Origin of the sequence: Actinomadura rifamycini DSM 43936, from assembly GCF_000425065.1 — a bacterium.
GTDB classification, from domain to species: domain Bacteria; phylum Actinomycetota; class Actinomycetes; order Streptosporangiales; family Streptosporangiaceae; genus Spirillospora; species Spirillospora rifamycini.
The window spans coordinates 446,968-473,144 of record NZ_KE384301.1 but is presented as its reverse complement, the minus strand read 5'-3'; the positions used below and the strand labels follow the sequence as shown (position 1 = coordinate 473,144).

The window sequence follows — 26,177 nt, the reverse complement described above, 5'->3', positions numbered from 1 at the left end:
GGGATGGAAGCGCGGTAACGTGTGGAGTCGACCGGTACTAATAGGCCGAGTGGCTTGAACACACTGAACGTTCAAAGCATCTCGCTGTGTGTTTGTTCGCGTCCCTGTGTGGTTCCTGGAAAACAAACGGGAACCCGTTTTGATAAGTGAATTTTCGAGCTGTCTGCTCGGACGTTGATTTGCCTGCCCTGGTTGTTTCGGGGTGGTGCGTGAGGCGTTCGGTGGTTATGGCGAGAGGGAAACACCCGGTCCCATTCCGAACCCGGTAGTTAAGCCTTTCAGCGCCGATGGTACTGCATGGGAGACTGTGTGGGAGAGTAGGACGCCGCCGGACATTTTTTGTGGGAAGGCCCCGCCGTTTACGGCGGGGCCTTCCTCATTTCATGGCGGGTATTCGACTCTGCAGGTATTCCGTGAGCAGGACGATCAACTCGTCGCGGAAGGCGCTGACGTCGTCCGTGGGGCGGTCGGCGAAGTAGCGGTGGATCAGGGACTCGACCGTGCTCACGATGAACCAGGCGGTGAGGCGAGCGTCCGATAGACGGTCTTCGACGTCGGTGCGGAGCAGATCCACGACCGTGTCGACGAGTAGGTTCTGTAGCGAGTGGAGCTCGGCCAGCAGTGCGGGCGGGCGTGGTGACTCCTCGAACAGCACCTGGTGGAGACGAGGGTCGCCGCGATGGGCCTCGAGAGCCGTGTCCACCAAGAGGGCGATGCGTTCGTCCCAGCGGGCGGGGAGCCCGCGTTCGAGTGCGGCGGTGACGGCGCGCCGGCCGTCGTCGATGTGCCGCCGCGTGAGCTCCAGCAGGATCGCGTCCTTGTTCGGGAAGTACTGGTACAGCGAGCCGATCGAGAGACCCGCCTCGTCGGCGATGCGGTTGGTGGTGCCGGCGGCGTAGCCGTGCTCGACGAAAACGCGAGCAGCCGCCTGGATGATTCGCTCCCGCGTATCGGCAGAACGCTGCTGACGTGGGGCTTTGCGGGGTCGGAGGGGCTTGGGAGTGCCCGGCATCGGAGGCCCTAACGCGAGTAGAAAAGCGAGTAATCACTCAGTATTTTGGCGGCTGCCGACCGATCGACGCAAGGAGCGGGCCATGACCGTCGACTATCTCGAGTTCTTTCCGGACTGGGTCCGCGAGGCGGAGGAGCCGCCCGCCGAGACGCAGTGGTTGCCGTGGAAGGGCATGCAGGTTCGGCTGGAGCGCACGGTGAATCCGGCCGCGCCGGTGAAGTACGTGGTCCTGCATGGAGCCGGCGGGCACGCGCGGATGCTGTGGCCCTACCTCAGGCTGATGGGAGCGGTGGAGGGCGTCGCGCCCGACATGCCGGGATACGGGCTGACCCGATGCGGCGGGCGTCCGGTGACGTACGAGTCGTGGGTGGAACTGGCGGCGGAGTTGATTCGGTTCGAGCGGGAACGCGACGACCGTCCGGTGGTGGTCCTGGGGGCCAGTATCGGAGGCATGCTCGCCTACAGTGCGGTCGCGCGTGCAGGTGCGGCCGGACTGGTCGTGACGTGCCTGCTGGACGTGCGCAACGCGGAGGCGAGAGCGGCCGCCGCGCGGTTCCGGTGGCTGGGACGCTACGCGGGCCCGCTGATGACCGGGCTGCGCGCTTTGGACGGCGTTCAGGTGCCGGTCCGCTGGCCCGCCCGGATGTCGGCGATGGCGAACCGGCCGGACCTGAACGCCGCGGTGGCGTCCGATCCACTCGGCGGCGGGGGACGGATCTCCTTGCGGTTCATGCGTACCTACATGAACTCCGTGCCGGAGGTGGAGCCGGAGGAGTTCAGCGCCTGTCCGGTGCTGATGATCCACCCGGGCGCCGACCGGTGGACGCCTCTGGAACTGAGCAGACCGTTCTTCGATCGGCTGCCCGTGCAGCGGCGGCTGGTGACGCTGGACGGCTGCGGCCACATGCCCGTCGAGGATCCCGGGCTTCGCCAGATGGCCGACGCCCTGCGCTCCTTCGCCGACGAGGCGGCGTCCGCCCGCACCTGACCCGCCACGGGGCAGCGAAGCGCCTCGTGCGTGACGTGCAACCCGCCATTTGAGCAGCGCGTCCTGGCGGAACTTGATCACAGCGGTTTCGGAGGCACATGCGCCTTGGGGGAGTGCGGGGTCAGCGGCCCAAGGCCGTGTCGAGGGTCGCGGCCCACTGTCGCAGCAGCCGGCCCCGGCGGGCCGAGTCGTCGGTGAGCAGGTCGGCGAGCCCGAGGCCGCGGACGAGGTCGAGCGTCGCCTGCACGGTCTCGCGAACGCCGGGGACCGACTCGTCCGCGCCCAGTGCCTCGACCGTCAGCCGGTGCGCCTCGCGCCCGACCCGCGTTTCCAGCGGGACGACTTGTGCGCGCAGCTGCTCGTCGGAGCTCGCGGCGACCCACAGCTGCAACGCGGCCCTGAACAGCGGCGTCGTGTACATCTCGCCGAGCAGCGCCACGACGTCGAGGGTGCTCGGGCGCCGGTCGGCGAGTTCGTCCAGCCGCTCGCGCATCTGCGACATGCGCACTTCCGTGCCGTACTCGACGGCGGCGGTCACCAATTCTTCGCGGGTGCGGAAGTGGTGCTGCGCCGCACCCCGCGAGACCCCGGCGCGTTCGGCGACGACGGCCACGGTCGTCCCGGCCCATCCGGCGGAGGCCAGGCATTCGACGGCGGCCTCCAGGAGGCGTTGCCGTGTCGCGCGGCTGCGGTGCTGCTGGGGTTCGCGGGGAGCTGCCTGCGTGGTCATCTCTTCCTCGACTCGGCGGGTCTCCAGTCAATCAAAGGCCCGGAGGAGAAAACAATCAAGCGCGCTTGATTCTTTCCCGGCGCCTAGTCACCGGTCGTGCCGTCGAGCATCTCGCGCAGGATGTCCAGATGGCCGTTGTGGCGGGCCGTCTCCTCGGTGAGGTGGAGGAGGATCCAGCGCAGGTCGACGCGGAGGCCGTTGCGGACGGCTCGCTGTGCCCGCTCGTCCAGGTCGTTCCCGGCGACCAGGTCGCGGTAGCGGGCACTCTGCTCGGCGTACTCGCCGAGCAACTGCGTGAGCGGGAAGTCGACGGCGATACGCATCTCGCGGTCGGGGTCCTCCTCGGTCCAGGGGCCCCGGTTCTCCTCGCCGAGAAAGATCACTTGGAACCAGTGGTACTCGACCCAGCGGAGGTGGTTGATCACACCGCACATGGTCATCAGCGGTGAGCCCGGCAGGAGCGCCTTGCGTGCGTTCTCCGCAGAGACGCCTTCGCATTTGGCCCAGGCGGTGTCACGTGCGTAGTCAAGGAACGTGGTGAGCTGGGTGCGCTCGTCCCACGCGGACGGTGTGTCATCGATTCTTGTCATCGCGCGAAGCGTCCCTGATCACCGCGGTCCATGTCGAACGATATGTCGGCGGCCCGACCTGCTTCACCCGGCTCCTTGTCTGGCGGACCGAGCGGTGTCGCAGCAGCGATGACGCGCTCGTGCTGTCAGCCGTACATCGCCGCCCACCGCCAAGCGGCGGATCTTGTCTGCTCGCCACGGTGGCACACCCTAGAGCCTCCCTGTAGGGCGACCCCATCGGTGGAGGGTCCTGTTCTTCGGTGACCCGTGATCTATCGGACCTGCCCTACAGACGCTCCTAGGCTTGCAGGCGCGCGGGGGCTATTCGCTCTGGGGCGAGGCAAGATGAATTTGCCTTGCCCTATATGCATTCCTCTGCGGAGGAGCACGGAAGTGGACATGCCATTTCATGATCATCAACTTGTTCGAAAAAAGTTTGGGGTCGGAGGTTCCATCGCGCATTGCGGCGACTACTGTCGGCTATGAGCCAACCTCGCTGCGTCATTGGATGAGTGGCGCGGCATCGTGCAGATTGGATGGTCGCCATGCCTACCCCGAACCCCTCCGAGTCCCTCCGCGCGTTCTTCGCCTTCCACCTCAAGCGGTACCGCGAGCAGAAGGGGTGGTCGCAGCCGGAACTGGGAGCGCGGGTCAACCTCCCGAGCAGCCTGGTCGGTGGCATCGAGGTCGGCGCCCGGCGCCCGACGCGCAGGCTCGCCCGGGGCCTGGACGAAATCTTCGGACTGGAGCAGTTCTTCGAAGCCCTCCACCCTCGCGTCATCGAGGAAGCCGGCATCCCGCCGGGCTTCTCCGAGTTCGTGGAGGCCGAGTCCGAGGCCGCGATCGTCAAGCTGTACAAGAACTTCGCGATCACCGGGCTGTTCCACACGGAGGAGTACGCGCGAGCGATTCTGCGAAAGGGAAGGCATCCGGACAAGCTCGAACAATCGCTTGCGGCGCGAATGGAGAGAACAGAGATCCTGCGGCGCGAGGATCCGCCCGTCATCGTCGCGCTCATCGATGCCTCGGCGCTCCGCCGGTCGTTCGGCGGCCCCGCGGTCATGCGAGGCCAACTCGAACATCTGCTGAGCGTGGCGGAACTGCCCCACGTTCACGTCCACGTGGTGCCGGAGGACGCCGAAGTCCTCCCCGAGGGCTCGTTCACGCTCCTCTCCTCAAGTGAGTCCGACGCCGGCTACATCGAGGCGGCGGGCGGACGCGGTCACCTGGTCGACGACCACGGGTACATCGCCGAACTCGGCACGCTGTTCGAAAGCATCAGATCCAGGGCGCTAAACGTCGAGGACTCGCAGGTCGCCATCCTCAAAGAGCTGGAGGATCTATGAAGGGGCGCGCCCCCTCCTCCCCGCGGTGAAGGGGGAGCCGCAGGCGAGGCCGGACCGGCGGATTCGTGGAGGCGGCGAGGATGGCCGCGCTGATCGGGAACCAGTGACGGCGAGCATTCCGATGCGGCCCTCCTTGCGTCGCGGTTTCGCGCGTTACTTGAGTCGCTGGCTCAACGAACGCGGGCGCCTTCGCTCCCTGAACCGTCGCAGGCCGCCAACTCGCTGAGCCGCGGGATCCGTCACGCCGTTCCCGGGCGCCGTTCCCCAGCCCTGGGTCCTCGCGCCGAGTCCTCGCGCCAGGTCCTCGCGCCGGGTCCCTTAGGGATGGTTCTCTCGGTGCCGGTTCCATGGGGGCAGCCCCCGGATGACAGGTGCCCGGTGCCCGGTGCCCGGTGGCTGATGCTCCGGGCGCCGGGTCCGGCACCGTCCCCCCTGGGCCCAGGGAGGACGGTGCCTCGGGCCGGCCCCGGGGGGCGGGGCAAGGGGCCGTGCCCGGCCGTGGGCGTCTCGCGGCTTGGGCAACGGCGCTGGGTGCCTCAGGGGCTGGGCCGGGGCGGTGCCGGGTGTCCGGGATCCGAAAACCGGTACCGCACATCGGTGTGAAGCATCGGTGAAGGAACAGAGCCCAAGCCTGGTCGGCGACGAGTCTCAGCAGGGTATGAGCGTCGCGTCGATGACCATCCAGCTGGTCTCGTCCTCGCCTGCGGGATGGCTTTCCGGGAGGCCGTAGACGTGCGTCCAGACACGCGTGGCATCGGCGGTTACCGCGCAAGACTCCTGCTCGGGCCCCCACCTCGAAAGCTTGTACGGCACCTCCCACAACGTCGTCCCCCGCCGGTCCACCGCCCGCACCCGGTCACGGCCGCCGAACACGGTGAACCGCAGATCGGGGCCCACCGCGTCGGACTCGTCATCGGAGTCGGGCCAGGGACGCGGGAACACCGCCGCCGGGCGAGGCGTCCCGTCGAACCCCTCGTGCAAGTCGTAGACGGTCAGCTCTTCAAACTCGCGAACTCTGCCGAACAGCTTCCCCGGCCACCGCTGGAGCAAGTCCTGATCGAAGGCCAGCCGCCAGATCCCGGGCGCTCGAACCCGACTCACCTCAACCGCCGCGAACATCGGCTCATCCTCCCGTTTCGCGTGGCGGGCTGACGGCCAAGATCTACCTGGCCTGCGAACTGCGGCATGGCCCCTGGCGGTCATCGTCGCCCCCGGGCGGCGGGGCGACGGGCCCTAGTTCGTCTCGTTGTCGGAGGCCGTCAGCCTGCCATGGGGAGGTCTCGGCCGTACCCGCAAGTGCGGCCATGGTTGTGAGGGGCCCGCGCGGCCGTGGATCCTCGGAGGGCGACCGGCGCAACGGAGGAACTCGATGGGCGCCGACTACTACATCGCCGACAGCGAGAACGGTGATCAAGTCGACGACCCTTCCGAAGACTCCCTGTTCATGCGGCTGAGAGATCTCGACCACGACGGCAACTCCTTCGTCACCATCACCCCGGCAAACCTCGGCGCGCCCTGGTACGCCTCGGTGTCCGTGCTGGAGGAGGGGGGCTACGAGGTGGAATACAGCGATCCACGCCACGGCGAGCATGCACTGAGCGTCAACACCGATCTCGGTGAGATCGCAAGAGAGCTCACCATCTGGCTGGCCCACCGCAACACGTTCTGACTCCTGTGTTGGGGCTGTGGCTTGGTGATGGTGTTGGTTTTCGTGTGCTCTGGGCTCGGCGTCGGGGCTGGGGTCTTCTGGATTGGGAAACAATCATGCGTGATTGATTTTTTCTTGGACGGGTGGCAGGGTGCTGGCCATGAGTCGACCGTTGCGGATCGGTAACGCCTCGGGCTTCTACGGGGACCGCTTCTCCGCCGTGCGGGAGATGCTGGAGGGAGGGCCGCTCGACGTCCTCACCGGCGACTATCTCGCCGAGCTGACGATGCTCATCCTGGGGCGCGGGAAGATGAAGGACCCGGACGCCGGATACGCGACGACGTTCCTGCGGCAGATGGAGGAGTGCCTGGGGCTCGCCGCCGAGCGCGGGACGAAGATCGTTACCAATGCCGGCGGGCTGAATCCGCGGGGGCTGGCCGCGAAGCTGCGCGAGCTGGCCGACCGGCTCGGCGTGGCGGTCGAGGTCGCGCATGTCGAGGGCGACGACCTGCTCGCGCGCGTGGACGAGCTCGGCCTGGCGTCGGCCCGGCACGGGCGGCCGCTCACCGCGAACGCCTACCTGGGGGCGTGGGGGATCGCCGAGTGCCTGCGAGGCGGCGCGGACGTGGTGGTGACCGGGCGGGTGACGGACGCGTCGCTCGTCGTCGGGCCCGCGGCGGCGCACTTCGGGTGGGCGCGCGACGACTGGGACGCTCTCGCCGGCGCGACCGTCGCCGGGCACGTGCTCGAATGCGGAGCGCAGGCGACGGGCGGGAACTACGCGTTCTTCCAAGAAATCTACAACGTAAAGGCGCCGGGTTTTCCGCTGGCCGAGATCGGCGCGGACGGCTCCAGCGTGATCACCAAGCACGACGGGACGGGCGGCGCCGTCACGGACGAGACCGTCACCGCCCAGCTGCTGTACGAGATCGGCGGCCCGTACTACGCCGGACCGGACGTGACCACGCGGTTCGACACGATCGAGTTGCGGGGCGTCGGGCGCGACCGTGTCTCGATCAGCGGGGTGCGGGGAGCGCCGCCGCCTCCCTCGACCAAGGTGTGCCTCAACCACCTCGGGGGGCACCGCAACGAGATGACGTTCGTGCTCACCGGGCTGGACATCGAGGCCAAGGCCGATTTCGTGAAGGCGCAGATGGACGTGGCCTTCGGCGAGGACCGTCCGGCGCGGGTCGAGTGGACGCTGCTCGGGAACCCCGCGCCGGCCCCCGCCACGCAGGGCGAGGCGACCGTGCTGCTGCGCTGCGCCGTCCTCGACCCCGATCCCGCGAAGGTCGGGCGGGGGTTCAGCGGCGCGGCCGTGGAGATGGCACTGGCCGGGTATCCCGGGTTCACGATGACGTCCCCGCCGGGGAAGGGGAGCCCGTACGGGGTGTACTCGCCCGCGTTCGTCCCCAACGAGGAGATCGAGCACGTGGCGGTCCTGCCGGACGGCACCCGCGTTCCCATCGAAGGGCCTTCCGCCACCCGGGCGTTGCCCACCGATGAGGCGGTGCGACGGGACGAGGGCGCCGTCGGCGGCGCGACCGTGCGGGCGCCGCTGGGGCGGGTCGCCGGGGCCCGCAGCGGCGACAAGGGCGGCGACGCCAACATCGGGGTGTGGGCCCGCACGGACCTCCAGTGGCGGTGGCTGGAGCCCTTCCTCACCGTCGAACGGCTTCACGAGCTCATGCCCGAGACGCGGGCGCACACCGTCACGCGTCACGTCCTGCCGAACCTCCGCGCGGTCAACTTCGTCGTCGAAGGGCTGCTGCAGGAGGGCGTGTCCGCCTCGACCCGGTTCGACCCCCAGGGCAAGGCCCTCGGGGAGTGGCTGCGGTCCTGCCTCGTCGACGTCCCGGAGGCCGTCCTGTGAGATTGAAGAGTTCGCTCGACACGCGGGGTCCCGAATACCGGGAGCGGCGGGCGGCGATGCTGGAGAAGCTGGCCGAACTGGACGCCGAGCACGCGAAGGCGCTCGCGGGCGGGGGAGAGAAGTACGTCGAGCGGCACCGCCGGCGGGGGAAGCTGCTCGCGCGGGAACGGATCGAGCTGCTGCTCGACCGCGACTCGCCGTTCCTGGAACTGAGCCCGCTCGCCGCGTGGGGGAGCGACTTCCCGGTCGGTGCCAGCGTGGTGACCGGCATCGGCGTGGTCGAGGGCGTCGAGTGCATGATCGTCGCGAACGATCCCACGGTGCGGGGCGGCGCCAGCAACCCGTGGACGGTGAAGAAGAGTTTCCGGGCGTCCGACATCGCGCTGGAGAACCGGCTGCCGGTGATCAACCTGGTGGAGTCGGGCGGCGCGGACCTGCCGTCGCAGAAGGAGATCTTCATCCCCGGCGGCCGGATGTTCCGGGACCTCACCCGGCTGTCCGCGGCCGGGATCCCGACGATCGCGCTGGTGTTCGGCAACTCCACCGCGGGCGGGGCGTACATCCCGGGGATGTGCGACCACGTCGTCATGGTGAAGGAGCGCGCGAAGGTGTTCCTCGGCGGACCGCCGCTGGTGAAGATGGCGACCGGTGAGGAGGCCGACGACGAGGAGCTCGGCGGCGCGGAGATGCACGCGCGGACGTCCGGGCTCGCCGACTACATGGCCGTGGACGAGCCGGACGCGCTCCGGCTGGGCCGGCAGATCGTCAAGGGGCTCAACCACCGCAGGCAGGGCCCCGCCCCGGGCGCCGTCGAGGAGCCGCTGTACGGCGCGGACGAACTGGCGGGCATCGTCCCGGAGGATCTGAAGACCCCGTTCGACCCCCGCGAGGTCATCGCCCGCATCGCGGACGGCTCGCGGTTCGACGAGTTCAAGCCGCTGTACGGGACGAGCCTGGTCACCGGATGGACGCGGGTGCACGGGTACCCGGTCGGGGTGCTCGCCAACGCGCAGGGCGTGCTGTTCGGCGCCGAGGCGCAGAAGGCCGCCCAGTTCATCCAGCTCGCGAACCGGGCCGACACGCCGCTGATCTTCCTGCACAACACGACCGGGTACATGGTCGGCAGGGAGTACGAGCAGGCCGGGATCATCAAGCACGGCGCGCTGATGATCAACGCGGTGTCGAACAGCAAGGTGCCGCACATCTCGATCGTGATGGGCGCGTCCTACGGCGCCGGGAACTACGGCATGTGCGGCCGGGCGTACGATCCGCGGTTCCTGTTCACGTGGCCGAGCGCGAAGTCGGCGGTGATGGGTCCGCAGCAGCTCGCGGGGGTGCTGTCGATCGTGGCGCGGCAGGCCGCGGAGGCGCGGGGCCAGGTCTACGACGAGGACCAGGACCGGGCCATGCGGGAGATGGTGGAGACGCAGATCGAGGCGGAGTCGCTGCCGTTCTTCCTGTCCGGCCGGTTGTACGACGACGGGGTGATCGACCCGCGCGACACCCGGACCGTCCTCGGCCTGTGCCTGTCCGCCGTCCACAACGCCCCCGTGCGCGGAGCCGACGGCTTCGGCGTCTTCCGGATGTGAGCGTGATGATCAAGAGGTTGCTGGTCGCCAACCGGGGCGAGATCGCGCGCCGCGTCATGCGCGCTTGCCGGGACCTGGGCGTCGGTACGGTGGCGGTGTTCTCGGATGCCGACGCGGACGCGCCCCACGTGCGGGAGGCCGACGTGGCCGGACGGCTGCCCGGCGCGGCGCCCGCCGACACGTACCTGTCCGCCGAGCGCGTCCTCGAGGCGGCCCGTGCCGCCGGGGCGGACGCCGTCCACCCCGGGTACGGGTTCCTGTCGGAGAACGCGGAGTTCGCGCGGGCCGTCGCGGCCGCGGGCCTGATCTGGGTGGGGCCGCCGCCGGCGGCGATCGAGGCGATGGGCTCGAAGATCGAGGCGAAGAAGCTGATGGCGGCGGCGGGTGTCCCCGTGCTGCCCGAGCTCGACCCCGACCGGGTGACCGAGGACGATCTGCCGCTGATGGTGAAGGCGTCCGCGGGCGGCGGCGGGCGCGGGATGCGGGTGGTCCGCGCGCGGGCGGAGCTGGACGGCGCGGTCGCCGCGGCGCGCCGCGAGGCCGAGTCGGCGTTCGGTGATCCGGCGGTGTTCTGCGAGCCGCTGCTGGAGCACGCCCGCCACATCGAGGTGCAGATCCTCGCGGACGCGCACGGCACGGTGTGGGCGCTCGGGGAGCGCGAATGCTCCGTGCAGCGCCGCCACCAGAAGATCGTCGAGGAGGCGCCTTCCTCGGCGGTCCGCCCCGGGCTGCGGGACGAACTGTGCCGTGCGGCGGTCGACGCGGCGCGGGCCATCGGCTACGTCGGGGCGGGGACGGTGGAGTTCATGCTCGCACCGGACGGCGGGTTCCACTTCCTGGAGGTCAACACCCGGTTGCAGGTCGAGCATCCGGTGACCGAGTGCGTGTACGGGGTGGATCTGGTCCGGTGGCAGCTCGCCGTCGCGGAGGGCGCCCGGCTGCCGGAGGCGCCGCCGGAGCCGCGCGGCCACGCGATCGAGGTGCGGCTGTACGCGGAGGACCCGGCGCTGGACTGGCGGCCGGCCGGCGGCGTGCTGCGCACGTTCGAGGTGCCGGGCGTCGACGCCGAGTTCGCGGTGCCCGCGTCGTACGGGCTGCGGCTGGACGCGGGCGTGGAGAGCGGGTCGGCGGTCGGCGTCCACTACGACCCGATGCTGGCGAAGCTGATCGCGTGGGGGCCGTCGCGGGACGCGGCGGCGCGGCGCCTGGCGGCGGCGCTCCGCGGCGCCCGGATCCACGGCCTGACGACCAACCGCGACCTGCTCGTCCGGATCCTGGAGGACGGGGCGTTCCTGGCGGGCGACACCGACACGGGCTACCTGGAGCGGGTCGGCTTGGACGTGCTGGCCGCGCCGCTCGCGGACGCGGCGGCCGTCCGGGTGTCGGCGCTGGCCGCCGCGCTCGCGGGCGCGGCGGCCGAGCGGGCGTCGGCGCGGGTGCAGGGCGGGCTGCCGTCCGGGTGGCGCAATGTGCGGTCGCGGCCGCAGCGCAGGTCGTTCGAGGGGCCCGGCGGGACGATCGACGTCGACTACCACCTGGGCCGGGACGGTCTGGTCTGCGAGGCGTTCCCGGGGACGTCCGTGGTGTCGGCGGCCCCGCACGAGGTCGTCCTCGAGCGCGGCGGGCTCCGTGAGACGTTCGCGGTGGCGGCCGCGGACGGCGAGGTGTTCGTCGACTCGCGGTTCGGCCCGGTCGCGTTCCGGGCGGTGCCGCGGTTCGCCGACCCGAGCGACCAGATCGCCCCCGGGTCGCTGCTCGCGCCGATGCCGGGAACGGTGGTGCGGGTCGAGACCGAGCGGGGCGCGCGCGTCGCCGAGGGGCAGGCCCTGGTCGTCCTGGAGGCGATGAAGATGGAGCACCGCATCGCCGCGCCCGCCGCCGGGACGGTGGCGGAGCTGAACGTCGGAGCCGGGCAGCAGGTCGAGGCCGGTGCCGTCCTCGCCATGATCGAAGGGACCAGCGAGTGAGCTTCACCGAGACCGAGGAGCGGCGGGCGCTGCGCGCCGCCGTCGCCGAGCTGGGCGCGAAGTACGGTTCGTCGTACTACGTGGAGAAGGCGCGGGCGGGGGAGAAGACCGACGAGCTGTGGGCGGAGGCCGGGCGGCTCGGCTACCTCGGCGTCAACGTGCCCGAGGAGTACGGCGGCGGGGGCGGCGGCATCGGCGACCTCGCCGCGGTGTGCGAGGAGCTGGCCGCGGCCGGCTGCCCGCTGCTGCTCATGGTCGTGTCCCCGGCGATCTGCGCGACGATCATCGCGCGGTCCGGCACGGAGGAGCAGCGCAAGCGGTGGCTGCCGCGGTTCGCGGACGGGTCGGTGAAGATGGCGTTCGCGATCACCGAGCCGGACGCGGGCTCCAACGCGCACCGCATCACCACCACCGCGCGCCGCGACGGGGACGGCTGGGTGCTGAACGGGCAGAAGACGTTCATCTCGGGCGTCGACGAGTCGGACGCCGTGCTGTTCGTCTGCCGCACCGAGGACCAGAAGGGCAACCTGCGGCCGTCGCTGTTCATCGTGCCGGCGGACGCGCCGGGGTTCTCGTTCACGCCGATCGACATGGAGATCGTGTCGCCGGAGAAGCAGTTCGTCTGCCACCTCGACGACGTGCGGCTGCCGTACGACGCGCTCGTCGGCGACGAGGACGGCGGCCTGCTCCAGCTGTTCGCGGGCCTCAACCCCGAGCGGATCATGGCGTCGGCGATGGGCGCCGGGATCGGGCGGCTCGCGCTGGGCAAGGCGACCGCCTACGCGAAGGACCGGCAGGTGTTCCGGTCGCCGATCGGCGCGCACCAGGGCGTGGCGCATCCGCTGGCCGCCGCCAAAATCGAGCTGGAGCTGGCGCGGCTGATGGGGCAGAAGGCCGCCGCGCTGTACGACGCGGGCGACGACACGGGGGCGGGTGAGGCCGCGAACATGGCGAAGTACGCGACCGCCGAGGCCGCGATCCACTGCGTCGACCAGGCGATCCAGACGCACGGCGGCAACGGCCTGACGAGCGAGTACGGCGTGGGGATGCTCGCGGGCGTCGTGCGGCTGATGCGCATCGCGCCGGTCAGTCGGGAGATGATCCTGAACTTCGTCGCGCAGCACTCGCTGGGGCTGCCGAAGTCCTACTGAGACCGCCCTTCCGGTCTTCATGATCGCCTGTATCGCGGCTCGACACCTTTGCTCACCCATTGTCATCCATAGGTGACAGTGAGCAACCATTCGGGTGAGGATTGCGGAGCAAGCGCCAGACAACCGGCGAAAGGGAAGATCATGAAGCGTATTGTCTCGGTCCTGCTGCTGGCCGCCGCGACCACGATGACGGGCTTCGGCCTGTCCTCCGCGGCGTCGGCCGCGCCGATGGGCGGTGACCACTGCGGCTGCCACGGCAGCCACAACGAGAACACCAACATCAACATCAACCTCTGATCCGGGCGCCGGCCGCCGCACGCGGCACCGGCGCGACGCGAACGTCCGGCGGGCGCAGATCTCCGCCGGACGTTCGTCGTCCCCGGCCCACCGTCCGGTCAGGACCCGGCCGGACCGCCCCACGCGCGGACCAGCGCGTCCACCTGGGCGGCGGGCGGCACCGGCGCGGTCAGGCGGTTGTCGACGGCGTCGTGCGGGACGGGCGGCGGCTCGTCCGGCCGCATCCGCGCGACGAACCCGGCGAACGCGGCGAGCTTGCCCGTGTCGCGCGGCGAGCCCCGCCGCTCCAGGCGGTGCCGCAGCGTCGCCGCGTCCGTCCGGACCCACACCAGCCGCACCGGGTCGCCGCCGAGCGCCCGGACCCACTCCGCCCAGCGCTCCGGCGCCCGGATCTGGCCGGTGAACGGGCCGCTCAGCAGCACCGGGCAGCCGTGCGCGCGGACCTCCCGGGCGGTCGCGGTCATCCCCGCGTACTCGTGCGGCTTGACGTGCGCGTCGTACCAGGGGCCCTCCCGCTCGCCCGGGTCGCGGCCGCCCGCCGCGAGGGTCGCCGCGACGAACTCCCCGTACATCGTGTCCTTGTCGAGCAGCGCCGGGACGGGACGCAGCCGCGCCAGCAGCAGGTCGGCCACCGTCGACTTCCCCGCGCCCGGCGGGCCCGCCACCACCCACACAGTCCCGGGGGCGGCCGGCGCGGCGCCCCGCCGATCCCGCCCGGCCGTCACACCGACAGCCGCATGCGGCGGGTCGCGAGCCGCTCGATGCGCTCCTCGTCGATCTCGTGCCCGAGGCCCGGCTGGGTGAGCGGCACCCCGACGACGCCGCCGGACGAGCGCACCGGCGGCGTCACGTACACGGGGCCGTGCGCCGGGTCCGACACGTCGCTCGGCAGCGTGCAGCCGGGCAGCGCGGCCAGCGCCACGGCGGCGGCCTGCCCGATCCCGAACGCGCCGACGCCGCTGCACCACACGTCCCAGCCCGCCGCGTACGCGCGGTCGTGGGCGCTGCGGGCGGCGGTGAGCCCGCCGAACCGGTCCGGGCGCAGGTGCAGCGCCCGCCCCGCCTCCAGCAGCAGCGCCGCCTCCAGGGTGTCGAGGTCGCCGACGTCGGGCGCGACGGCCGCGCCGATCCGCTGCTGCAGCTTCGCGTGCGCCGCCAGGTCGTCGGACGGGAACGGGCGCTCGACCGCCGCGAGCCCGTAGGCGTCCAGCCCCGCCAGCACCTCCAGGTGCTCGGGCGTGTCGCGATAGGCGTGGCCGGCGTCGGCGACGAGCGCCAGCGCGGGGTACGCCTGCCGGATCAGCCGGATCGGCTCGATGTCCCACCCGGGGCGGACGTCCACGGTGACGCGGGTGTGGCCGGCGCCGACCGCCTGGTTGACGCGGGTGGGCAGCGTCTCCAGCACCTGCGCGGGCGCGATCCGCGCGCCGGTGACGATGGACGTGCGGGTGCCGCCCAGCGCGTGCGCGAGCGGCAGCCCGCGGAGCCGGCACCACAGGTCCCAGCAGGCGGTGTCGATGGCGGCGGCCGCTTCGTGCGCGCCGAGGTCGGCGGCGGCGGACACGTCCTCGGGACGGTCCCATTCCAGCCCGATCAGCGCGGGCCCCATCCGGTTCTCGATGTCGGCCCACGGGTCGGGGGCCGTCCCGTCCCGGCCGGGCCTCTTCCGTCCGGTTCCGCGGCCGCGCGCGTCGGGGACGGCGACCTCGCCCCAGCCGGCCGCGCCGTCGCCGTCGGCGAGCCGGACGAGGATGCTCTCGGCCCGCCGGCCGCGCGGCATCGCCACCCGGAAGGCGTCGCAACCCTGGATCCGAGGCACCTGGCACCCGCCCCTCTCGTGCTCCGAAGACGTCTCCCCTCCATGATCCCCCCTCGGGGGACCAGGGAGAACACGCCGGAGCGGCTCAGGGGCAGCTCGCCTCCAGCGACACCGGGTCGGTCTCCGGGGCCTCGGACGTCCGCGTCGCCCCGGGGCCCGGCGTGCTCTGCGCCTGCACCGGCGGCTCGACGGTCACCGGACCGGACGGCGTCTTCGGCGAGGAGCCCGAGGAGGACGGCGACGGGCTCCCCGACGCGGGCCGGTCGGCGGTGCCGACGGCCTCGGCGGCGAGCTTGCGGATCTTCTCGAAGTCGGGGTTGCCGGTGTGGATCAGCGGCGGGACGAACTGGAGGCTGTCGATGCTCGCGTCCTCCTTGATCTCGCCGGACAGCTGGATCAGCGCGGGCAGCAGCTCCTGCGGAAGGTCGGTGGAGAGCGTCTGCTTGGCGGCCGAGGCCAGCGCGTCGAACTTGGTGAGGACGGTCCGCGGGTCGGCCTGCTCGGCGATCGCGGCCATCAGGCACTTCTGCCGGCCCATCCGGACGTAGTCGCTGCTGTTGGTGCGCGACCGCCCGTACCAGAGGGCCTCCTTGCCGGTCAGCGTCCGGTTGCCCGGCTGGAGGACGTCGCCCCGCTGCCCGTAGGGGATCGGCTGCAGGATGTTGATCTTCACGCCGCCCATGGCGTCGATGATGTCGGCGAAACCGAACATGTCGACCAGGATGTAGTAGTCGACGGGCAGGCCGAGGATCCCCGCGATGGTCGCCTTCAGCAGCGTCGGGCCGCGCTCGCCTTTGGGGACGCCCGGAACCACGTCGGGGTGCTCCTCGGCGTACTGGTAGACCTCGTTGAGCAGGCCGGGCGTCATCGGGCCCTCGCCGGTGAACCCGTACGGGAACCGGTCGCGGGCGGGCCCCGGCGGCATCGGGAAGCTCTCCAGGTTGCGCGGCAGGCTCAGCAGGACGGTGTCGCCGGTCTCGGTGTCGACGCTGGCGAGCGTCATGCTGTCGGTGCGGACGCCGGGGCGGTTCTCGGCGGCGTCGCCGCCGAGCAGCAGGATGTTGACGCGCTCCTCCCCGTCCCACGGGTCGTCGGTGTCGATCTTCTGGCCGTTGTGGCCGCCGGCCTGGAAGATGCTGGTCAGCGCGTCGCGGTAGACGTACGTGCCGCGCACCGCCCACGCGGTGGGGACCGCGACCCCGAAGCACATCAGCGCGACGGCGGCGGCGCCGAGCGACCGCGCGCTCAGCCGCATCCCGTCCGGGCGGACCAGCTGGTAGGAGCGGACCACGACCGCGACCCACAGGACGCCGAGCAGGACGAGGCCGCCGGTGATCTGCTGGAGGACGTCCGGGCGGACGATCAGGTCGAGCAGGTCGCCGCGGTAGACCGTGGCCGCGGCGGCGAGCGCGGCGGCGAGGACGGTGTACACCGCGAGCAGCAGGCCGCCGACGCGGCGGCGGCCGGTGACGATGTGGGCGACGCCCCAGACCAGGGCGGACGCGAGCGTGAGCGCGAGCGCGCGGGGCAGACCGCCCGCCCCGCCGGGGGATCCGTCGCGGTCCCGCCGGGCGCGACGACTCGCCCATCCACCCATGTGACTCCGATCCCCGCCCACGGTGATTTAATCCTCCGGCCTCACATTATGGACGCACGAAACGCGTCAAGGGTTTCTCGAGCGCACATTCGTGATCTTGTTGAGGGCGGATCGAGACCCGGTATTCGCATGCGCGTCACCCGGCCGACGCCTCCCGTACAGCGGGCCGCGGCGCCGGTCCGCCGGGGCGGTCCGCCTGGGGCCGGACGGGCGGGACGGACGGTCAGCCGCAGCCGTCGGCCAGGACCGGCAGCGGGCGCGCCCCGCGGTCCGGCCCCGTCCCGTCCCGGAGCGCCCGCGCCGCCATCCGGCGGATCGCCGCGTAGTCGGGACGCCCCGGGGAGACCACCGGCGGGACGAACTGGAGGCTGCGGACGTCGGCGTCGCGGATCTTCGCCGACAGGTCGACCAGGGCGGGCAGCAGCCGCTGCGGGAGGTCGGTGCCGACCGACTCCTTGAACACCTCGGTGAGCCGCTGGAAGCTGCGCAGCACGGTCAGCGGGCCCGCCTGGCGCGCCAGCGCCCACAGCAGGCACTTCTGCCGCCCCATCCGGACGTAGTCGCTGCTGCCGGTGCGGGACCGCCCGTACCAGAGCGCCTCCCGCCCGGTCAGCGTGCGGCAGCCGGGCCGCAGCACGCCCGCCGGGACCTGCGAGCGGGGCACCGGGACCGGCTCGGCGACGCACACCCGGACGCCGCCCACCGCGTCGACGATCTGCCGGAAGCTGCGCATGTCGACCATCACGTAGTAGGGGACCGGCAGGCCCAGGATGTGGGACACCGTCCGCTTCAGCAGCTCCGCGCCGGGGTCGCGGACGGCGCGACCGCCGCCCGCGAGCAGGTCCGGGCGGTCGGTGCCCAGGCCGTAGACGGCGTTCAGCAGCCCGTCCGCGGGATAGGGGACGCGCCGCCCGTCCGACCACACCGGCACGTGCTGCAGGTTGCGCGGCAGGCTCAGCAGGACGGTGTCGCCGGTGCCGGTGTCGACGCTGGCGAGCGTCATGCTGTCGGTGCGCACGCCCGGGCGGCCCGTGTCGGCGTCGCCGCCGAGCAGCAGGACGTTCAGGCGGGGCACGCCGGCCCACGGGTCCCGGTCGGGGCTCGCGCCGCCCGGCGCGGGCGCGGGCGCGCGGGTGCCGCCGGCCTGCGCGGCGGGCGTCGCGGGGCCGTCGGCGAAGACGCTGTCGACGAGGTCGCGCTGGAGGTGCCCGTAGTGCGCCACGGTCAGCGGCGGGACGATCACCAGCAGGCACAGCACCGAGACGGTCGTGCCGCCCGCGAGCCGCCACGGCGGCGAGAGGTCCGCGGGCGCCAGCACCAGGTAGGAGTGGACGATCAGCAGCGCCCACAGCGCCGCCAGCACCACCGAGCACGCCATGGCGGCGGTGAGCCAGCCGGGGCGCACCGACAGCTGCAGGAACAGGGGGCGCAGGTGCGCGAACGCCAGCGCCGCGGCCGTCAGCAGCACCGCCTGCGCGGCGAGCAGCGCCCCGCCGAGCCGGATCCGCCCCGCCCGCAGGTGCGCGAGGCCGGGCAGGGCCGGGGACACCGCCGCCATCAGCAGCGCCTCCGCGACCGCGTACGAGGCGTTCCGCCCGCCGGGACGGCCGGGGCGGCCGCGCCGGGCCGCGCGGTGCTGCCCGCCGCGCGCGCGGGACCGGCCGCGTCCGTCCGCCGGTCGCTGCTCGGGCTCCTCGTCGCGCATGCTCCGCCCCCTCCGGGCGCGGCCCCCCTGCCGCGTCCTCAGGCGAGCGTGCAACCGGGAACGCCGCGCGCGCGGAGAGCGCGCGCGGCGTGTCGCGGAAAAGCGCGGGCCGCTGACCGGCCCGAACGCATCCGTTTACCAGCTGGTGGACAGCGGCATGCCCTCCGCGTAGCCGGACGAGCTCTGGATCCCGACGGTCGCGCGCTCGTGGAACTCCTCGAGCGTGCGGGCGCCCGCGTAGGTGCACGAGCTGCGCAGCCCGGCGACGACCGAGTCGATGAGGTCCTCCACGCCGGGGCGCTGCGGGTCCAGGAACATGCGGGAGGTGGAGATGCCCTCCTCGAACAGCGCCTTGCGGGCGCGGTCGAACGGGGAGTCCTCGGCGGTGCGCAGCCGCACGGCGCGCGCCGACGCCATCCCGAAGCTCTCCTTGTAGAGCCGTCCGTCGGCGGCGCGCTGCAGGTCGCCCGGCGACTCGTAGGTCCCGGCGAACCAGGAGCCGATCATCACGTTGGCGGCCCCGGCGGCGAGCGCCAGCGCGACGTCGCGGGGGTGCCGGACGCCGCCGTCGGCCCACACGTGCCGGCCCAGCCGGCGGGCCTCGGCGGCGCAGTCCAGGACGGCGGAGAACTGCGGGCGGCCCACGCCGGTCATCATCCGGGTGGTGCACATCGCGCCAGGCCCCACGCCGACCTTGACGATGTCGGCGCCCGCCTCGATCAGGTCGCGGGTGCCCTCGGCCGTCACCACGTTGCCCGCGACCACCGGCACCGCCGGGTCCAGGGCGCGGACGGCCGCGAGCGCGGCGATCATCTTGTCCTGGTGGCCGTGCGCGGTGTCGACCACGAGCAGGTCGGCGCCCGCCTCCAGCAGCGCCTTCGCCTTCCCCGCGACGTCGCCGTTCACACCCACGGCGGCGGCGATGCGCAGCCGCCCCCGGGCGTCGACGGCGGGGTCGTACAGGGTGGCGCGCAGCGCCCCGGTGCGGGTGAGGACGCCGGTGAGGCGGCCCTCGCCGTCGACGACGGGCGCGAGCCGGTGGCCCCGCTCGTGCAGCCGGTTGAACGCCTCGCGCGGGTCCACCCCGGCGGGCAGCGTCACCAGGTCGCGCGACATGATGTCGCGCAGCTGGGAGAACCGGTCGACGCCGTGGCAGTCGGCCTCGGTGACCACGCCGACGGGACGGTCGTCGGCGACGACGATCACGGCGTTGTGCGCCCGCTTGGGCAGCAGCGCGAGCGCGTCCCCGGCGGTGCTCGACGGGTCCAGCGTGATCGGGGTGTCCACGACCAGGTCGCGTCCCTTGACCCAGCCGACGACCTCGGCGACGACCTCCACCGGGATGTCCTGCGGGAGCACCGCGACGCCGCCGCGGCGGGCGACGGTCTCGGCCATCCGGCGTCCGGACACCGCGGTCATGTTCGCGACGACGAGCGGGATCGTGGTCCCGCTGCCGTCCACGGTCGACAGGTCGACCTCCAGGCGCGAGCCGACCGACGAGCGGCCGGGCACCATGAAGACGTCGTTGTAGGTGAGGTCGTGAGCGGAGTGCTCAACGTTCAGCAGGCGCACGGCTGTCTAACACACCAATCGATGATGAAAGTGGCTCGGCCACCGTACATTGTGTGCCATACCCCCCGATGCTGCGCACACGCACCCGTCCCTTAGGGGGCGGCATGCCCGCACCCAGGGGTGATGACCCTGTGTCCCCGTGGCGCGTCCGGCCCTTCCGCGCCGGTTTCCCTGCCGGCTTGCAGGCATAACAGAACTGAACGCCCGCACATGAGGGAAAGTCGTGCAACGTGAGGCTTAGCTCTCTGTAAAGTTACCTCTTGACGTAATCGCGCCCCCGATGCACTTTTCTTACATGTGCCTCGCGCGGACGGCCGTCCTGCCGTAGGGGCGTCACATCAGAACACCGGGAGAGGCGCATGCAAGCCACGCACTTAAACCCGGTCCGCGTCATCGCCCGCGGCGCCCCCGCCGCACCCCGCGCCCCCGCGCACCCCTTGCGTCGCGGGGGCTCCCGGCCCGCGCGCGGCGACCCCGGGCCGGCCCCGCCGGGCGCTTCCCGCGAAGCCCTGTGGAGTGCCGGCGTGCGTCCCGCCCGGCCGCCGCCGGGACCGCCGGACGGCTCATGCCTCCGGCGGCGTTCGCACGTTCGAAGGGGGGCGCGCGACGCCGAAAACGGCACCGCGCGCGACCGTTCACAGACGCTTCGACGGCCGCCGGGTGGGACGAACACGAGCAAGATCAATATTTGACGTCATCCCGTCCCGAAATGGAATGATCTTGCAGTTGCTGGCAAAACGATTCATCGCATGTCGAGGAGGACAGCCGTGCTGGATGCGGTCGACGCCGTGCTCGTCCGCGAGCTCCAGCGGGATGGCAGGGCCACGTTCCAGGCGCTCGCCGATCGCGTCGGGCTATCCCGCACGGCCGTGCGGGCACGCGTGCAGAACCTTCTCGAAACGGAGGTCGTCCGGGTCGTCGGCATCGTGCACGCCGCCGTCGTCGGCGCCGAGGCGACCGGGCACGTCTCGGTCACCGTGGACGGCTCCGCGCGGGAGGTCGCGACGGCCGTCGCCGAACGGCCGGCCGTCGGCTTCGCCGCGCTGACCGCGGGACCGCACGACCTGGTCGTCCAGGTGCGCACCAGGGACGACACCGCCCTCGCCGCCGAGGTGGACCAGTTGCGGTCCGTCCCCGGCGTGCGGACCGCGGAGGTGTTCCGCTCCGTCGCCACGGTGCGGGACGCCCACACGGTGGTGCGGGAGCTCGGGGAGGTCACTCTCGACGACATCGACTGGCGGCTCCTGCGGGAGCTCCAGCGCGACGGTCGCGCCCCCTACACCCGGCTCGCGCACATCATCGGGCTGTCGCAGGCGGCCACCCGGGCCCGGGTGGTGCGGCTCATGCGCACCGGGGTGATCCAGGTGACCGGCCTCGCCGACCCGCGGGCGCTCGGCGCGGCCGAGCTCGGCGGGTTCGGCCTGCTGGTCGGCGGCGGCCTGCGCAAGGCCGCGGAGGCGGTCGCCGCGCTGGACGGCGTCCGCTACGTGGCGACCGGGTTCGGCCGCTACGACATCGTGGGGCAGGCCGAGGCGGCCTCGCGCGCCGAACTGGTCACCGTGCTCGACGCGGTCCGCTCGGTGCCCGGCGTGACGGTCCGGGAGTCCTGGCACCACCTCGACGTGGTGAAGGAGTCCTACGCCGCCGACCTCCCCGACGGCCCCGCCGGCGGCGCGTCCTGAGGACGCTCCGCGCGCGGTGCCGGGGAGGCGCCTCGGCCACGGCGAGCTCGTGGCCGGGGCATCCGTCCACCGGTCCCCGCGCCCGGTCCCCGCGCCGGGCACCGGCGCTCAGCGGTTCCGGCCGCCCGGCGCCTCGCGCACCGGCTCCCTGACGGACTCCCTCAGGCACTCCTTGGCGAACGCCAGGAAGTCGCGGCCCGCGGGCGGCGTCCGGCGGTGCGGGTGCACCAGCCCGGCCCGCGGGGTCAGCGGGTGGACGGCCAGGTCGGCCGGGGCGGGCGGCTCGGCGAGCCCGAGGTCGGCGCGGCCCGCGCGCAGCGCCGCGGCGACCGCGACGCGGTCCGCGCACCGCACCACCCGGATCCGGACGGCCGGCTGCGCGCGGGCGAAGAGCGGGACGAGCCGTCCGATCAGCTCCGGCTCCAGCGCGGCGGTCGTGGCGATGCGCAGATCGGCGCCCTGCCCGTGGCCCCGCGCCGCCGACAGGGCCTCGATGGCGTCCACGGCCTCCAGCGCCGCCCGCGCCCGCCGCACCACCTGCTCACCGACCGGGGTGAGGACGACGCCGCGCCCCGAGCGCGCGAACAGTTCGATGCCGAGCTCGCGCTCCAGCTCCCGGACGGCCCGCGACAGGGCGGGCTGGGCGACGTAGAGCGCCTGGGCCGCCGACGTCATCGTGCCGTGGTCGGCGGTCGCCACGACGTAGCGCAGCTGCCGCAGATTCATGTCCCGACGGTATGCCAACCGGCCGCCGGGGTCCCGGACAACGGCGGAACCTGGCCCGAAACGGCCTCACCCGGGCTCGCCCGCGCGCCCCCCGCCGTGCCCCTGTCCGTGCCCGCCGCCGTGCCCGCCGCCGTGTCCGGCGCCCGTGTCGGGGACGGTCTCGGGCTCCGGCTGCAGCTGCGGCGCGCCGACCGAGCAGTGGCTGCGGGCCTGGGGCTCGCAGTGCGCCCCCTCCGCGACGACCAGCGCGCCGTCGGAGACGGTCAGCAGCGTCAGCACCGCCCCCGCCGCCAGCAGCGCGGCGCACACCGCCATCGACAGGCCGAACCCGTCGGCGAACGCCTCCGGATCGCGCAGCGCGCCGCCCGTCAGGCCGGTCAGCGGCGGGATCGCCGCGACCGCGAGCAGCCCCGCGGCCCGCGCCACCGCGTTGTTGACGCCGCTGGCCACCCCGGCGTGCCGGGACCGCGCCGTCGCCAGCACCGTCGCGGTCAGCGGCGCGACCACCGCCGACAGCCCCAGCCCGAACACGGTCACCGCGGGCAGCACGTCCCGGACGTAGGACGCGCCCGCGCCGATCCGCCCGACCAGCAGCATCCCCGCGGCCGCCACCAGCAGTCCGCCCGCCATCGGCCACCGCGGCCCGATCTTCTGCGCGACCGCGCCCGCCCGCGCCGACAGCAGCAGCATCAGCGCCGTCACCGGCAGCAGCGCCGCGCCCGCCGCGACCGGCGAGAACCCGCCCACGACCTGCAGGTGCAGCACGAGCAGGAAGAACAGCACGCCCATCCCGCCGTAGACCAGGAACGTCACGGCGTTCACCGCCGAGAACTGCCGGGCGGCGAACACCTCCAGCGGCAGCATCGGCCGGGGGACGTCCGCCCCGGCCCGGCCGGACAGCCGCCGCCCGCCGCCGCGCCGCCGCTCCACGGCGAGGAACCCCGCCGCGGCCGCCGCGCCGAGGATCCCGGCGACCGCCACCACGAGCGGACGCGCCCGCCCGCTCGGCGCCTCCGTCAGCGCGTACGTCGTGCCCGCGAGGGCGAGGGCCGCGAGCACCGCGCCGAGCACGTCGAACCGCCCGCCCGCGTCCGGGTCGGCGCTCTCGGGCACGTGCCGCGCCGCCACCAGCACCACCAGGGCGGCGAGCGGCACGTTGAGCAGGAACACCCACCGCCAGCCCGCGGCCTCCACCAGCCACCCGCCCGCGAACGGCCCCACGGCCCCGGCGATGCCGCCGAGCCCCGACCAGGCGCCGACCGCGCGGGGCCGGTCGTCCGGGGCGAACGACGCCTGGATGATCGCCAGCGAGCCCGGGGTGAGGAGCGCCCCGCCCACGCCCTGCAGCGCCCGGGACACCACCAGCATCCCGACGTCCTGCGCGACGGCGCACAGCACCGACGCGGCCGCGAACCACACCACCCCGAGCAGGAAGATGCGCCGCCGCCCGTACCGGTCGCCGAGCGACCCGCCGAGCAGGATGAACCCGGCCAGCGTCAGCGTGTAGGCGTTCACGGTCCACTGCAGGCCCGTGATGTCCGCGTCGAGGTCGTCGGCGATGGCGGGCAGCGCGACGTTGACGACCGTGGCGTCGAGCAGCGCCAGACCCGACCCGAGGACGGTCGCGAGGAGGATCCAGCGGCCCGGTCCGGTGCCCAGCCGGGCGCTCCCCGGATCCGCGGCGACGTCAGCCATGGTCGCATCGTGTCACGCCGCCGGGCCGTCAGCGCGGGGGAGGGGTCACCAGTGGTCGGGGCTGAACGGCTCGTCCTCGGGGCGCGCGGACTCCGACAGCAGCCGCAGGTCCGACTCCACCATCATCCGGACCAGGCCCTCGAACGTGATCTCCGGCTCCCAGCCGAGCTGCTCGCGCGCCTTCTTCGGATCGGCGCACAGCAGGTCCACCTCGGCGGGCCGGGTGTACTTGGCGTCCAGGACGACGTGGTCCTCCCAGTTCAGGCCCGCCGTGCGGAACGCGAACTCGACAAGTTCCCGCACCGACTGGGTCTGCCCCGTGCCGATGACGAAGTCCTCCGGGGAGTCCTGGGCGAGCATCAGCCGCATCGCGCGGGCGTAGTCGCCCGCGTAGCCCCAGTCGCGGCGCGCGTCCATGTTCCCCAGGCGCAGCTCGGAGGCGAGGCCCAGCTTGATGCGGGCGACGCCCAGCGACACTTTCCGGGTGACGAACTCGGCGCCCCGGCGCGGCGACTCGTGGTTGAACAGGATCCCGCTGACCGCGAACATGCCGTACGACTCGCGGTAGTTCTGGGTGATGTAGTGCCCGTAGCTCTTGGCGACCCCGTACGGGCTGCGCGGGTGGAACGGCGTCCGCTCGTTCTGCGGCGTCTCCCGGACCATGCCGAACATCTCCGACGACGACGCCTGGTAGAAGCGGATCTGCTCGCGGCCGGGCGTCCGGGACGGGCTGATGCCCGACACCACGCGGATCGCCTCCAGCATCCGCAGCACGCCCATGCCGGTGACCTCGGCGGTGAGCTCCGCCTGCTGCCAGGACATCGGGACGTAGGAGATCGCGCCGAGGTTGTACACCTCGTCGGGCCGGACCTGTTCCACCGCGGAGATGAGGCTGCTCTGGTCCAGCAGGTCGCCCGTGGTGATCCGCACGTCGCCGACGTGCTTGCGCAGCCGCGAGACGTGCGGGTTCGCCTGACCCCGCACCAGACCCCACACCTCGTACCCCTGTGCGAGCAGATGCTCGGCCAGGTACGAGCCGTCCTGTCCGGTGATGCCGGTGATGAGTGCTCGCCTGGTCAGCGGATCCTCCATGCTGCTCGTTCGGGGCTGCTCGGTCCGGGCCGCGACCACCGGGTCGGCGGCCCACCGCGGGGACGCAATCCCGCAACGAGCATGACATATGAGGTTAGCGACCTCGTTGGGTTGCTGACGAGCGAGGGCGGCATTTGAACCGAATTCGCTTCTAGTGCCGGTCCGGGGGCCCGGACGCGCTCCGCACGGCCCGTCCGGCGGACCGCTTGGCGCCCCCGCCCGGGGGTGTGCGAATCTGTGCTCATCATGGGCTCTCCGGAAACGACGCCGCTGCGGCTGAACGGGCGCGAGCTCGGCCCGCACGCGATCATGGCGGTGGTCAACCGCACCCCCGACTCGTTCTTCGACAAGGGCGCCACCTACGGCTTCGACGCGGCGCTGGACGCGGTCGGGCGGGCCGTGGCGGCCGGCGCCGACATCGTCGACATCGGCGGGGTGAAGGCCGGGCCGGGCGAGGACGTGGGCGTCGCCGAGGAGCTGCGCCGCGTGGTCGACCTCGTCGCGGCCGTCCGGGAACGCCACCCCGACGTGGTGATCAGCGTCGACACCTGGCGCGCCGAGGTCGGCGAGGCGGTCGCGGCCGCGGGCGCCGACCTGCTCAACGACACCTGGGGCGGCCCCGACCCGCGGCTCGCCGAGGTCGCGGCCGCGCACGGCATCGGCCTGGTCTGCGCCCACGCCGGCGCCCTGGAGCCCCGCACCCGCCCGCACCGGACGGCCTACGCCGACGTGGTCGCCGACGTGGTCGCGCACGTCACCGCGGAGGCCGAGCGGGCCGTGTCCCTCGGGGTGCGCCGGGACGCCGTCCTCATCGACCCCGCGCACGACTTCGGCAAGAACACCCGGCACTCGCTGGAGATCACCCGGCGGCTCGGCGAGCTGACCGCGACCGGCTGGCCGGTCCTGGTGGCGGTGTCGAACAAGGACTTCATCGGGGAGACCCTGGGCCGGCCCGTGAACGGGCGCGGCGCCGGGACGCTCGCCGTGCTCGGAGTCTCGGCCGTCCTCGGCGCCCGCGTGTTCCGCGTCCACGACGCGGCCGCCGCGCGCCGCGCCCTCGACGCCGTCGCGGCCCTCGGGCCGCTGCCCGCGCCGCGCGGTTAGCGGCGGCCCCGCCGG

At 72.8% G+C, this 26,177-nt stretch carries 22 protein-coding genes and 1 rRNA gene; 11 read left to right on the top strand and 12 right to left on the bottom strand.

The annotated features are described in order from the left end of the window. The first annotated feature begins 217 nt into the window (after positions 1–217). Positions 218–334: ribosomal RNA gene (gene rrf, locus H505_RS0138930) — 5S ribosomal RNA — on the top strand. Positions 335–376: 42 nt separating this feature from the next. On the opposite strand, the gene H505_RS0138925 is transcribed toward rrf, so the two are convergent. Further along, positions 377–1,012, bottom strand: a complete 636-nt coding sequence (locus H505_RS0138925) for a TetR/AcrR family transcriptional regulator (protein ID WP_026406284.1) — start codon at positions 1,010–1,012, stop codon at positions 377–379. An 82-nt stretch (positions 1,013–1,094) separates the two neighbouring features. On the opposite strand from H505_RS0138925, the gene H505_RS0138920 reads away from it, so the two are divergent. After that, positions 1,095–2,000, top strand: a complete 906-nt coding sequence (locus H505_RS0138920) for an alpha/beta fold hydrolase (RefSeq protein ID WP_026406283.1) — start codon at positions 1,095–1,097, stop codon at positions 1,998–2,000. A 121-nt stretch (positions 2,001–2,121) separates the two neighbouring features. On the opposite strand, the gene H505_RS0138915 is transcribed toward H505_RS0138920, so the two are convergent. Next, entirely contained in the window at positions 2,122–2,730 is a 609-nt protein-coding gene (locus tag H505_RS0138915; RefSeq protein ID WP_026406282.1) for a TetR/AcrR family transcriptional regulator, read from the bottom strand. Positions 2,731–2,813: 83 nt separating this feature from the next. Continuing rightward, positions 2,814–3,320, bottom strand: a complete 507-nt coding sequence (locus H505_RS0138910) for a DinB family protein (protein ID WP_026406281.1) — start codon at positions 3,318–3,320, stop codon at positions 2,814–2,816. Positions 3,321–3,844: 524 nt separating this feature from the next. On the opposite strand from H505_RS0138910, the gene H505_RS47165 reads away from it, so the two are divergent. Continuing rightward, positions 3,845–4,645, top strand: a complete 801-nt coding sequence (locus tag H505_RS47165; protein ID WP_158642395.1) for a helix-turn-helix domain-containing protein — start codon at positions 3,845–3,847, stop codon at positions 4,643–4,645. 648 nt (positions 4,646–5,293) lie between these two features. On the opposite strand, the gene H505_RS47160 is transcribed toward H505_RS47165, so the two are convergent. Further along, on the bottom strand, positions 5,294–5,764 hold the full coding sequence (locus H505_RS47160) for a hypothetical protein (RefSeq protein WP_026406280.1): 471 nt from the start codon (positions 5,762–5,764) through the stop codon (positions 5,294–5,296). Positions 5,765–6,014: 250 nt separating this feature from the next. On the opposite strand from H505_RS47160, the gene H505_RS0138895 reads away from it, so the two are divergent. The 6 genes from H505_RS0138895 (at position 6,015) to H505_RS50445 (ending at position 13,170) form a co-directional block, all read left to right on the top strand. Further along, positions 6,015–6,314 carry a hypothetical protein gene (locus H505_RS0138895; RefSeq protein ID WP_034521907.1) on the top strand — a complete coding sequence of 100 codons (300 nt, stop codon included), beginning with the start codon at positions 6,015–6,017 and terminating at the stop codon, positions 6,312–6,314. A gap of 139 nt (positions 6,315–6,453) precedes the next feature. Beyond that, positions 6,454–8,166, top strand: a complete 1,713-nt coding sequence (locus H505_RS0138890; protein ID WP_026406278.1) for an acyclic terpene utilization AtuA family protein — start codon at positions 6,454–6,456, stop codon at positions 8,164–8,166. After that, positions 8,163–9,755 (top strand): acyl-CoA carboxylase subunit beta, encoded by a 1,593-nt coding sequence (locus H505_RS0138885; protein ID WP_026406277.1) that lies wholly within the window; start codon positions 8,163–8,165, stop codon positions 9,753–9,755. The genes H505_RS0138890 and H505_RS0138885 overlap by 4 nt, the downstream gene beginning before the upstream one ends. A 5-nt stretch (positions 9,756–9,760) precedes the next feature. Then, positions 9,761–11,722 (top strand): ATP-binding protein, encoded by a 1,962-nt coding sequence (locus H505_RS0138880; protein ID WP_026406276.1) that lies wholly within the window; start codon positions 9,761–9,763, stop codon positions 11,720–11,722. Next, complete coding sequence (locus H505_RS0138875) at positions 11,719–12,873, top strand: acyl-CoA dehydrogenase family protein (RefSeq protein ID WP_026406275.1); 1,155 nt, start codon at positions 11,719–11,721, stop codon at positions 12,871–12,873. The genes H505_RS0138880 and H505_RS0138875 overlap by 4 nt, the downstream gene beginning before the upstream one ends. 141 nt (positions 12,874–13,014) lie before the next feature. Then, the gene (locus H505_RS50445) at positions 13,015–13,170 is read left to right on the top strand and encodes a hypothetical protein (RefSeq protein WP_157433281.1); all 156 of its coding nucleotides are present in this window, start codon (positions 13,015–13,017) and stop codon (positions 13,168–13,170) included. Between the two features lie 98 nt (positions 13,171–13,268). Here the strand turns inward: H505_RS50445 and H505_RS0138865 are convergent, their stop codons facing one another. From H505_RS0138865 to H505_RS0138845, 5 genes are all read right to left on the bottom strand, one after another. Further along, positions 13,269–13,835 carry a P-loop nucleotide/nucleoside kinase family protein gene (locus H505_RS0138865; protein ID WP_425248287.1) on the bottom strand — a complete coding sequence of 189 codons (567 nt, stop codon included), beginning with the start codon at positions 13,833–13,835 and terminating at the stop codon, positions 13,269–13,271. A gap of 56 nt (positions 13,836–13,891) precedes the next feature. Next, positions 13,892–14,989, bottom strand: coding sequence for an enolase C-terminal domain-like protein (locus tag H505_RS0138860; RefSeq protein WP_026406273.1), 1,098 nt, complete (start codon positions 14,987–14,989; stop codon positions 13,892–13,894). An 85-nt stretch (positions 14,990–15,074) separates the two neighbouring features. After that, complete coding sequence (locus H505_RS47155; RefSeq protein ID WP_034521902.1) at positions 15,075–16,586, bottom strand: LCP family protein; 1,512 nt, start codon at positions 16,584–16,586, stop codon at positions 15,075–15,077. A 223-nt stretch (positions 16,587–16,809) separates the two neighbouring features. Continuing rightward, positions 16,810–18,291 carry an LCP family protein gene (locus H505_RS47150; protein ID WP_051301633.1) on the bottom strand — a complete coding sequence of 494 codons (1,482 nt, stop codon included), beginning with the start codon at positions 18,289–18,291 and terminating at the stop codon, positions 16,810–16,812. Between the two features lie 135 nt (positions 18,292–18,426). Next, on the bottom strand, positions 18,427–19,863 hold the full coding sequence (locus H505_RS0138845; protein ID WP_026406272.1) for a GuaB1 family IMP dehydrogenase-related protein: 1,437 nt from the start codon (positions 19,861–19,863) through the stop codon (positions 18,427–18,429). Positions 19,864–20,630: 767 nt separating this feature from the next. On the opposite strand from H505_RS0138845, the gene H505_RS0138840 reads away from it, so the two are divergent. Continuing rightward, on the top strand, positions 20,631–21,545 hold the full coding sequence (locus H505_RS0138840) for an Lrp/AsnC family transcriptional regulator (RefSeq protein ID WP_026406271.1): 915 nt from the start codon (positions 20,631–20,633) through the stop codon (positions 21,543–21,545). A 108-nt stretch (positions 21,546–21,653) separates the two neighbouring features. Here the strand turns inward: H505_RS0138840 and H505_RS47145 are convergent, their stop codons facing one another. The 3 genes from H505_RS47145 to H505_RS0138825 all read right to left on the bottom strand — a co-directional run bounded on the left by H505_RS47145 (position 21,654) and on the right by H505_RS0138825 (position 25,046). Next, a complete protein-coding gene (locus tag H505_RS47145) occupies positions 21,654–22,271 on the bottom strand; it encodes a LysR family transcriptional regulator (protein WP_084551319.1) in 618 nt (205 codons plus the stop codon). Between the two features lie 66 nt (positions 22,272–22,337). Beyond that, positions 22,338–23,966, bottom strand: coding sequence for an MFS transporter (locus tag H505_RS47140; protein ID WP_064743798.1), 1,629 nt, complete (start codon positions 23,964–23,966; stop codon positions 22,338–22,340). Positions 23,967–24,011: 45 nt separating this feature from the next. Then, on the bottom strand, positions 24,012–25,046 hold the full coding sequence (locus H505_RS0138825; RefSeq protein ID WP_026406270.1) for a GDP-mannose 4,6-dehydratase: 1,035 nt from the start codon (positions 25,044–25,046) through the stop codon (positions 24,012–24,014). Between the two features lie 258 nt (positions 25,047–25,304). Between H505_RS0138825 and folP the strand changes: the two genes are divergently transcribed. Further along, positions 25,305–26,162, top strand: a complete 858-nt coding sequence (gene folP / locus H505_RS0138820) for a dihydropteroate synthase (RefSeq protein ID WP_034522147.1) — start codon at positions 25,305–25,307, stop codon at positions 26,160–26,162. Positions 26,163–26,177: the final 15 nt, after the last annotated feature.

Coding starts and splice junctions, on each gene's coding strand:
- H505_RS50445 (WP_157433281.1), top strand. CDS start 13,015: ATGAAGCGTATTGTCTCGGTCCTGCTGCTGGCCGCCGCGACCACGATG.
- H505_RS0138890 (WP_026406278.1), top strand. CDS start 6,454: ATGAGTCGACCGTTGCGGATCGGTAACGCCTCGGGCTTCTACGGGGAC.
- H505_RS0138925 (WP_026406284.1), bottom strand. CDS start 1,012: ATGCCGGGCACTCCCAAGCCCCTCCGACCCCGCAAAGCCCCACGTCAG.
- H505_RS0138880 (WP_026406276.1), top strand. CDS start 9,761: ATGATCAAGAGGTTGCTGGTCGCCAACCGGGGCGAGATCGCGCGCCGC.
- H505_RS47140 (WP_064743798.1), bottom strand. CDS start 23,966: ATGGCTGACGTCGCCGCGGATCCGGGGAGCGCCCGGCTGGGCACCGGA.
- H505_RS47150 (WP_051301633.1), bottom strand. CDS start 18,291: ATGCGCGACGAGGAGCCCGAGCAGCGACCGGCGGACGGACGCGGCCGG.
- H505_RS0138915 (WP_026406282.1), bottom strand. CDS start 2,730: ATGACCACGCAGGCAGCTCCCCGCGAACCCCAGCAGCACCGCAGCCGC.
- H505_RS47160 (WP_026406280.1), bottom strand. CDS start 5,764: ATGTTCGCGGCGGTTGAGGTGAGTCGGGTTCGAGCGCCCGGGATCTGG.
- H505_RS0138910 (WP_026406281.1), bottom strand. CDS start 3,320: ATGACAAGAATCGATGACACACCGTCCGCGTGGGACGAGCGCACCCAG.
- H505_RS0138920 (WP_026406283.1), top strand. CDS start 1,095: ATGACCGTCGACTATCTCGAGTTCTTTCCGGACTGGGTCCGCGAGGCG.
- H505_RS47165 (WP_158642395.1), top strand. CDS start 3,845: ATGCCTACCCCGAACCCCTCCGAGTCCCTCCGCGCGTTCTTCGCCTTC.
- H505_RS47155 (WP_034521902.1), bottom strand. CDS start 16,586: ATGGGTGGATGGGCGAGTCGTCGCGCCCGGCGGGACCGCGACGGATCC.
- H505_RS47145 (WP_084551319.1), bottom strand. CDS start 22,271: ATGAATCTGCGGCAGCTGCGCTACGTCGTGGCGACCGCCGACCACGGC.
- folP (WP_034522147.1), top strand. CDS start 25,305: ATGGGCTCTCCGGAAACGACGCCGCTGCGGCTGAACGGGCGCGAGCTC.
- H505_RS0138895 (WP_034521907.1), top strand. CDS start 6,015: ATGGGCGCCGACTACTACATCGCCGACAGCGAGAACGGTGATCAAGTC.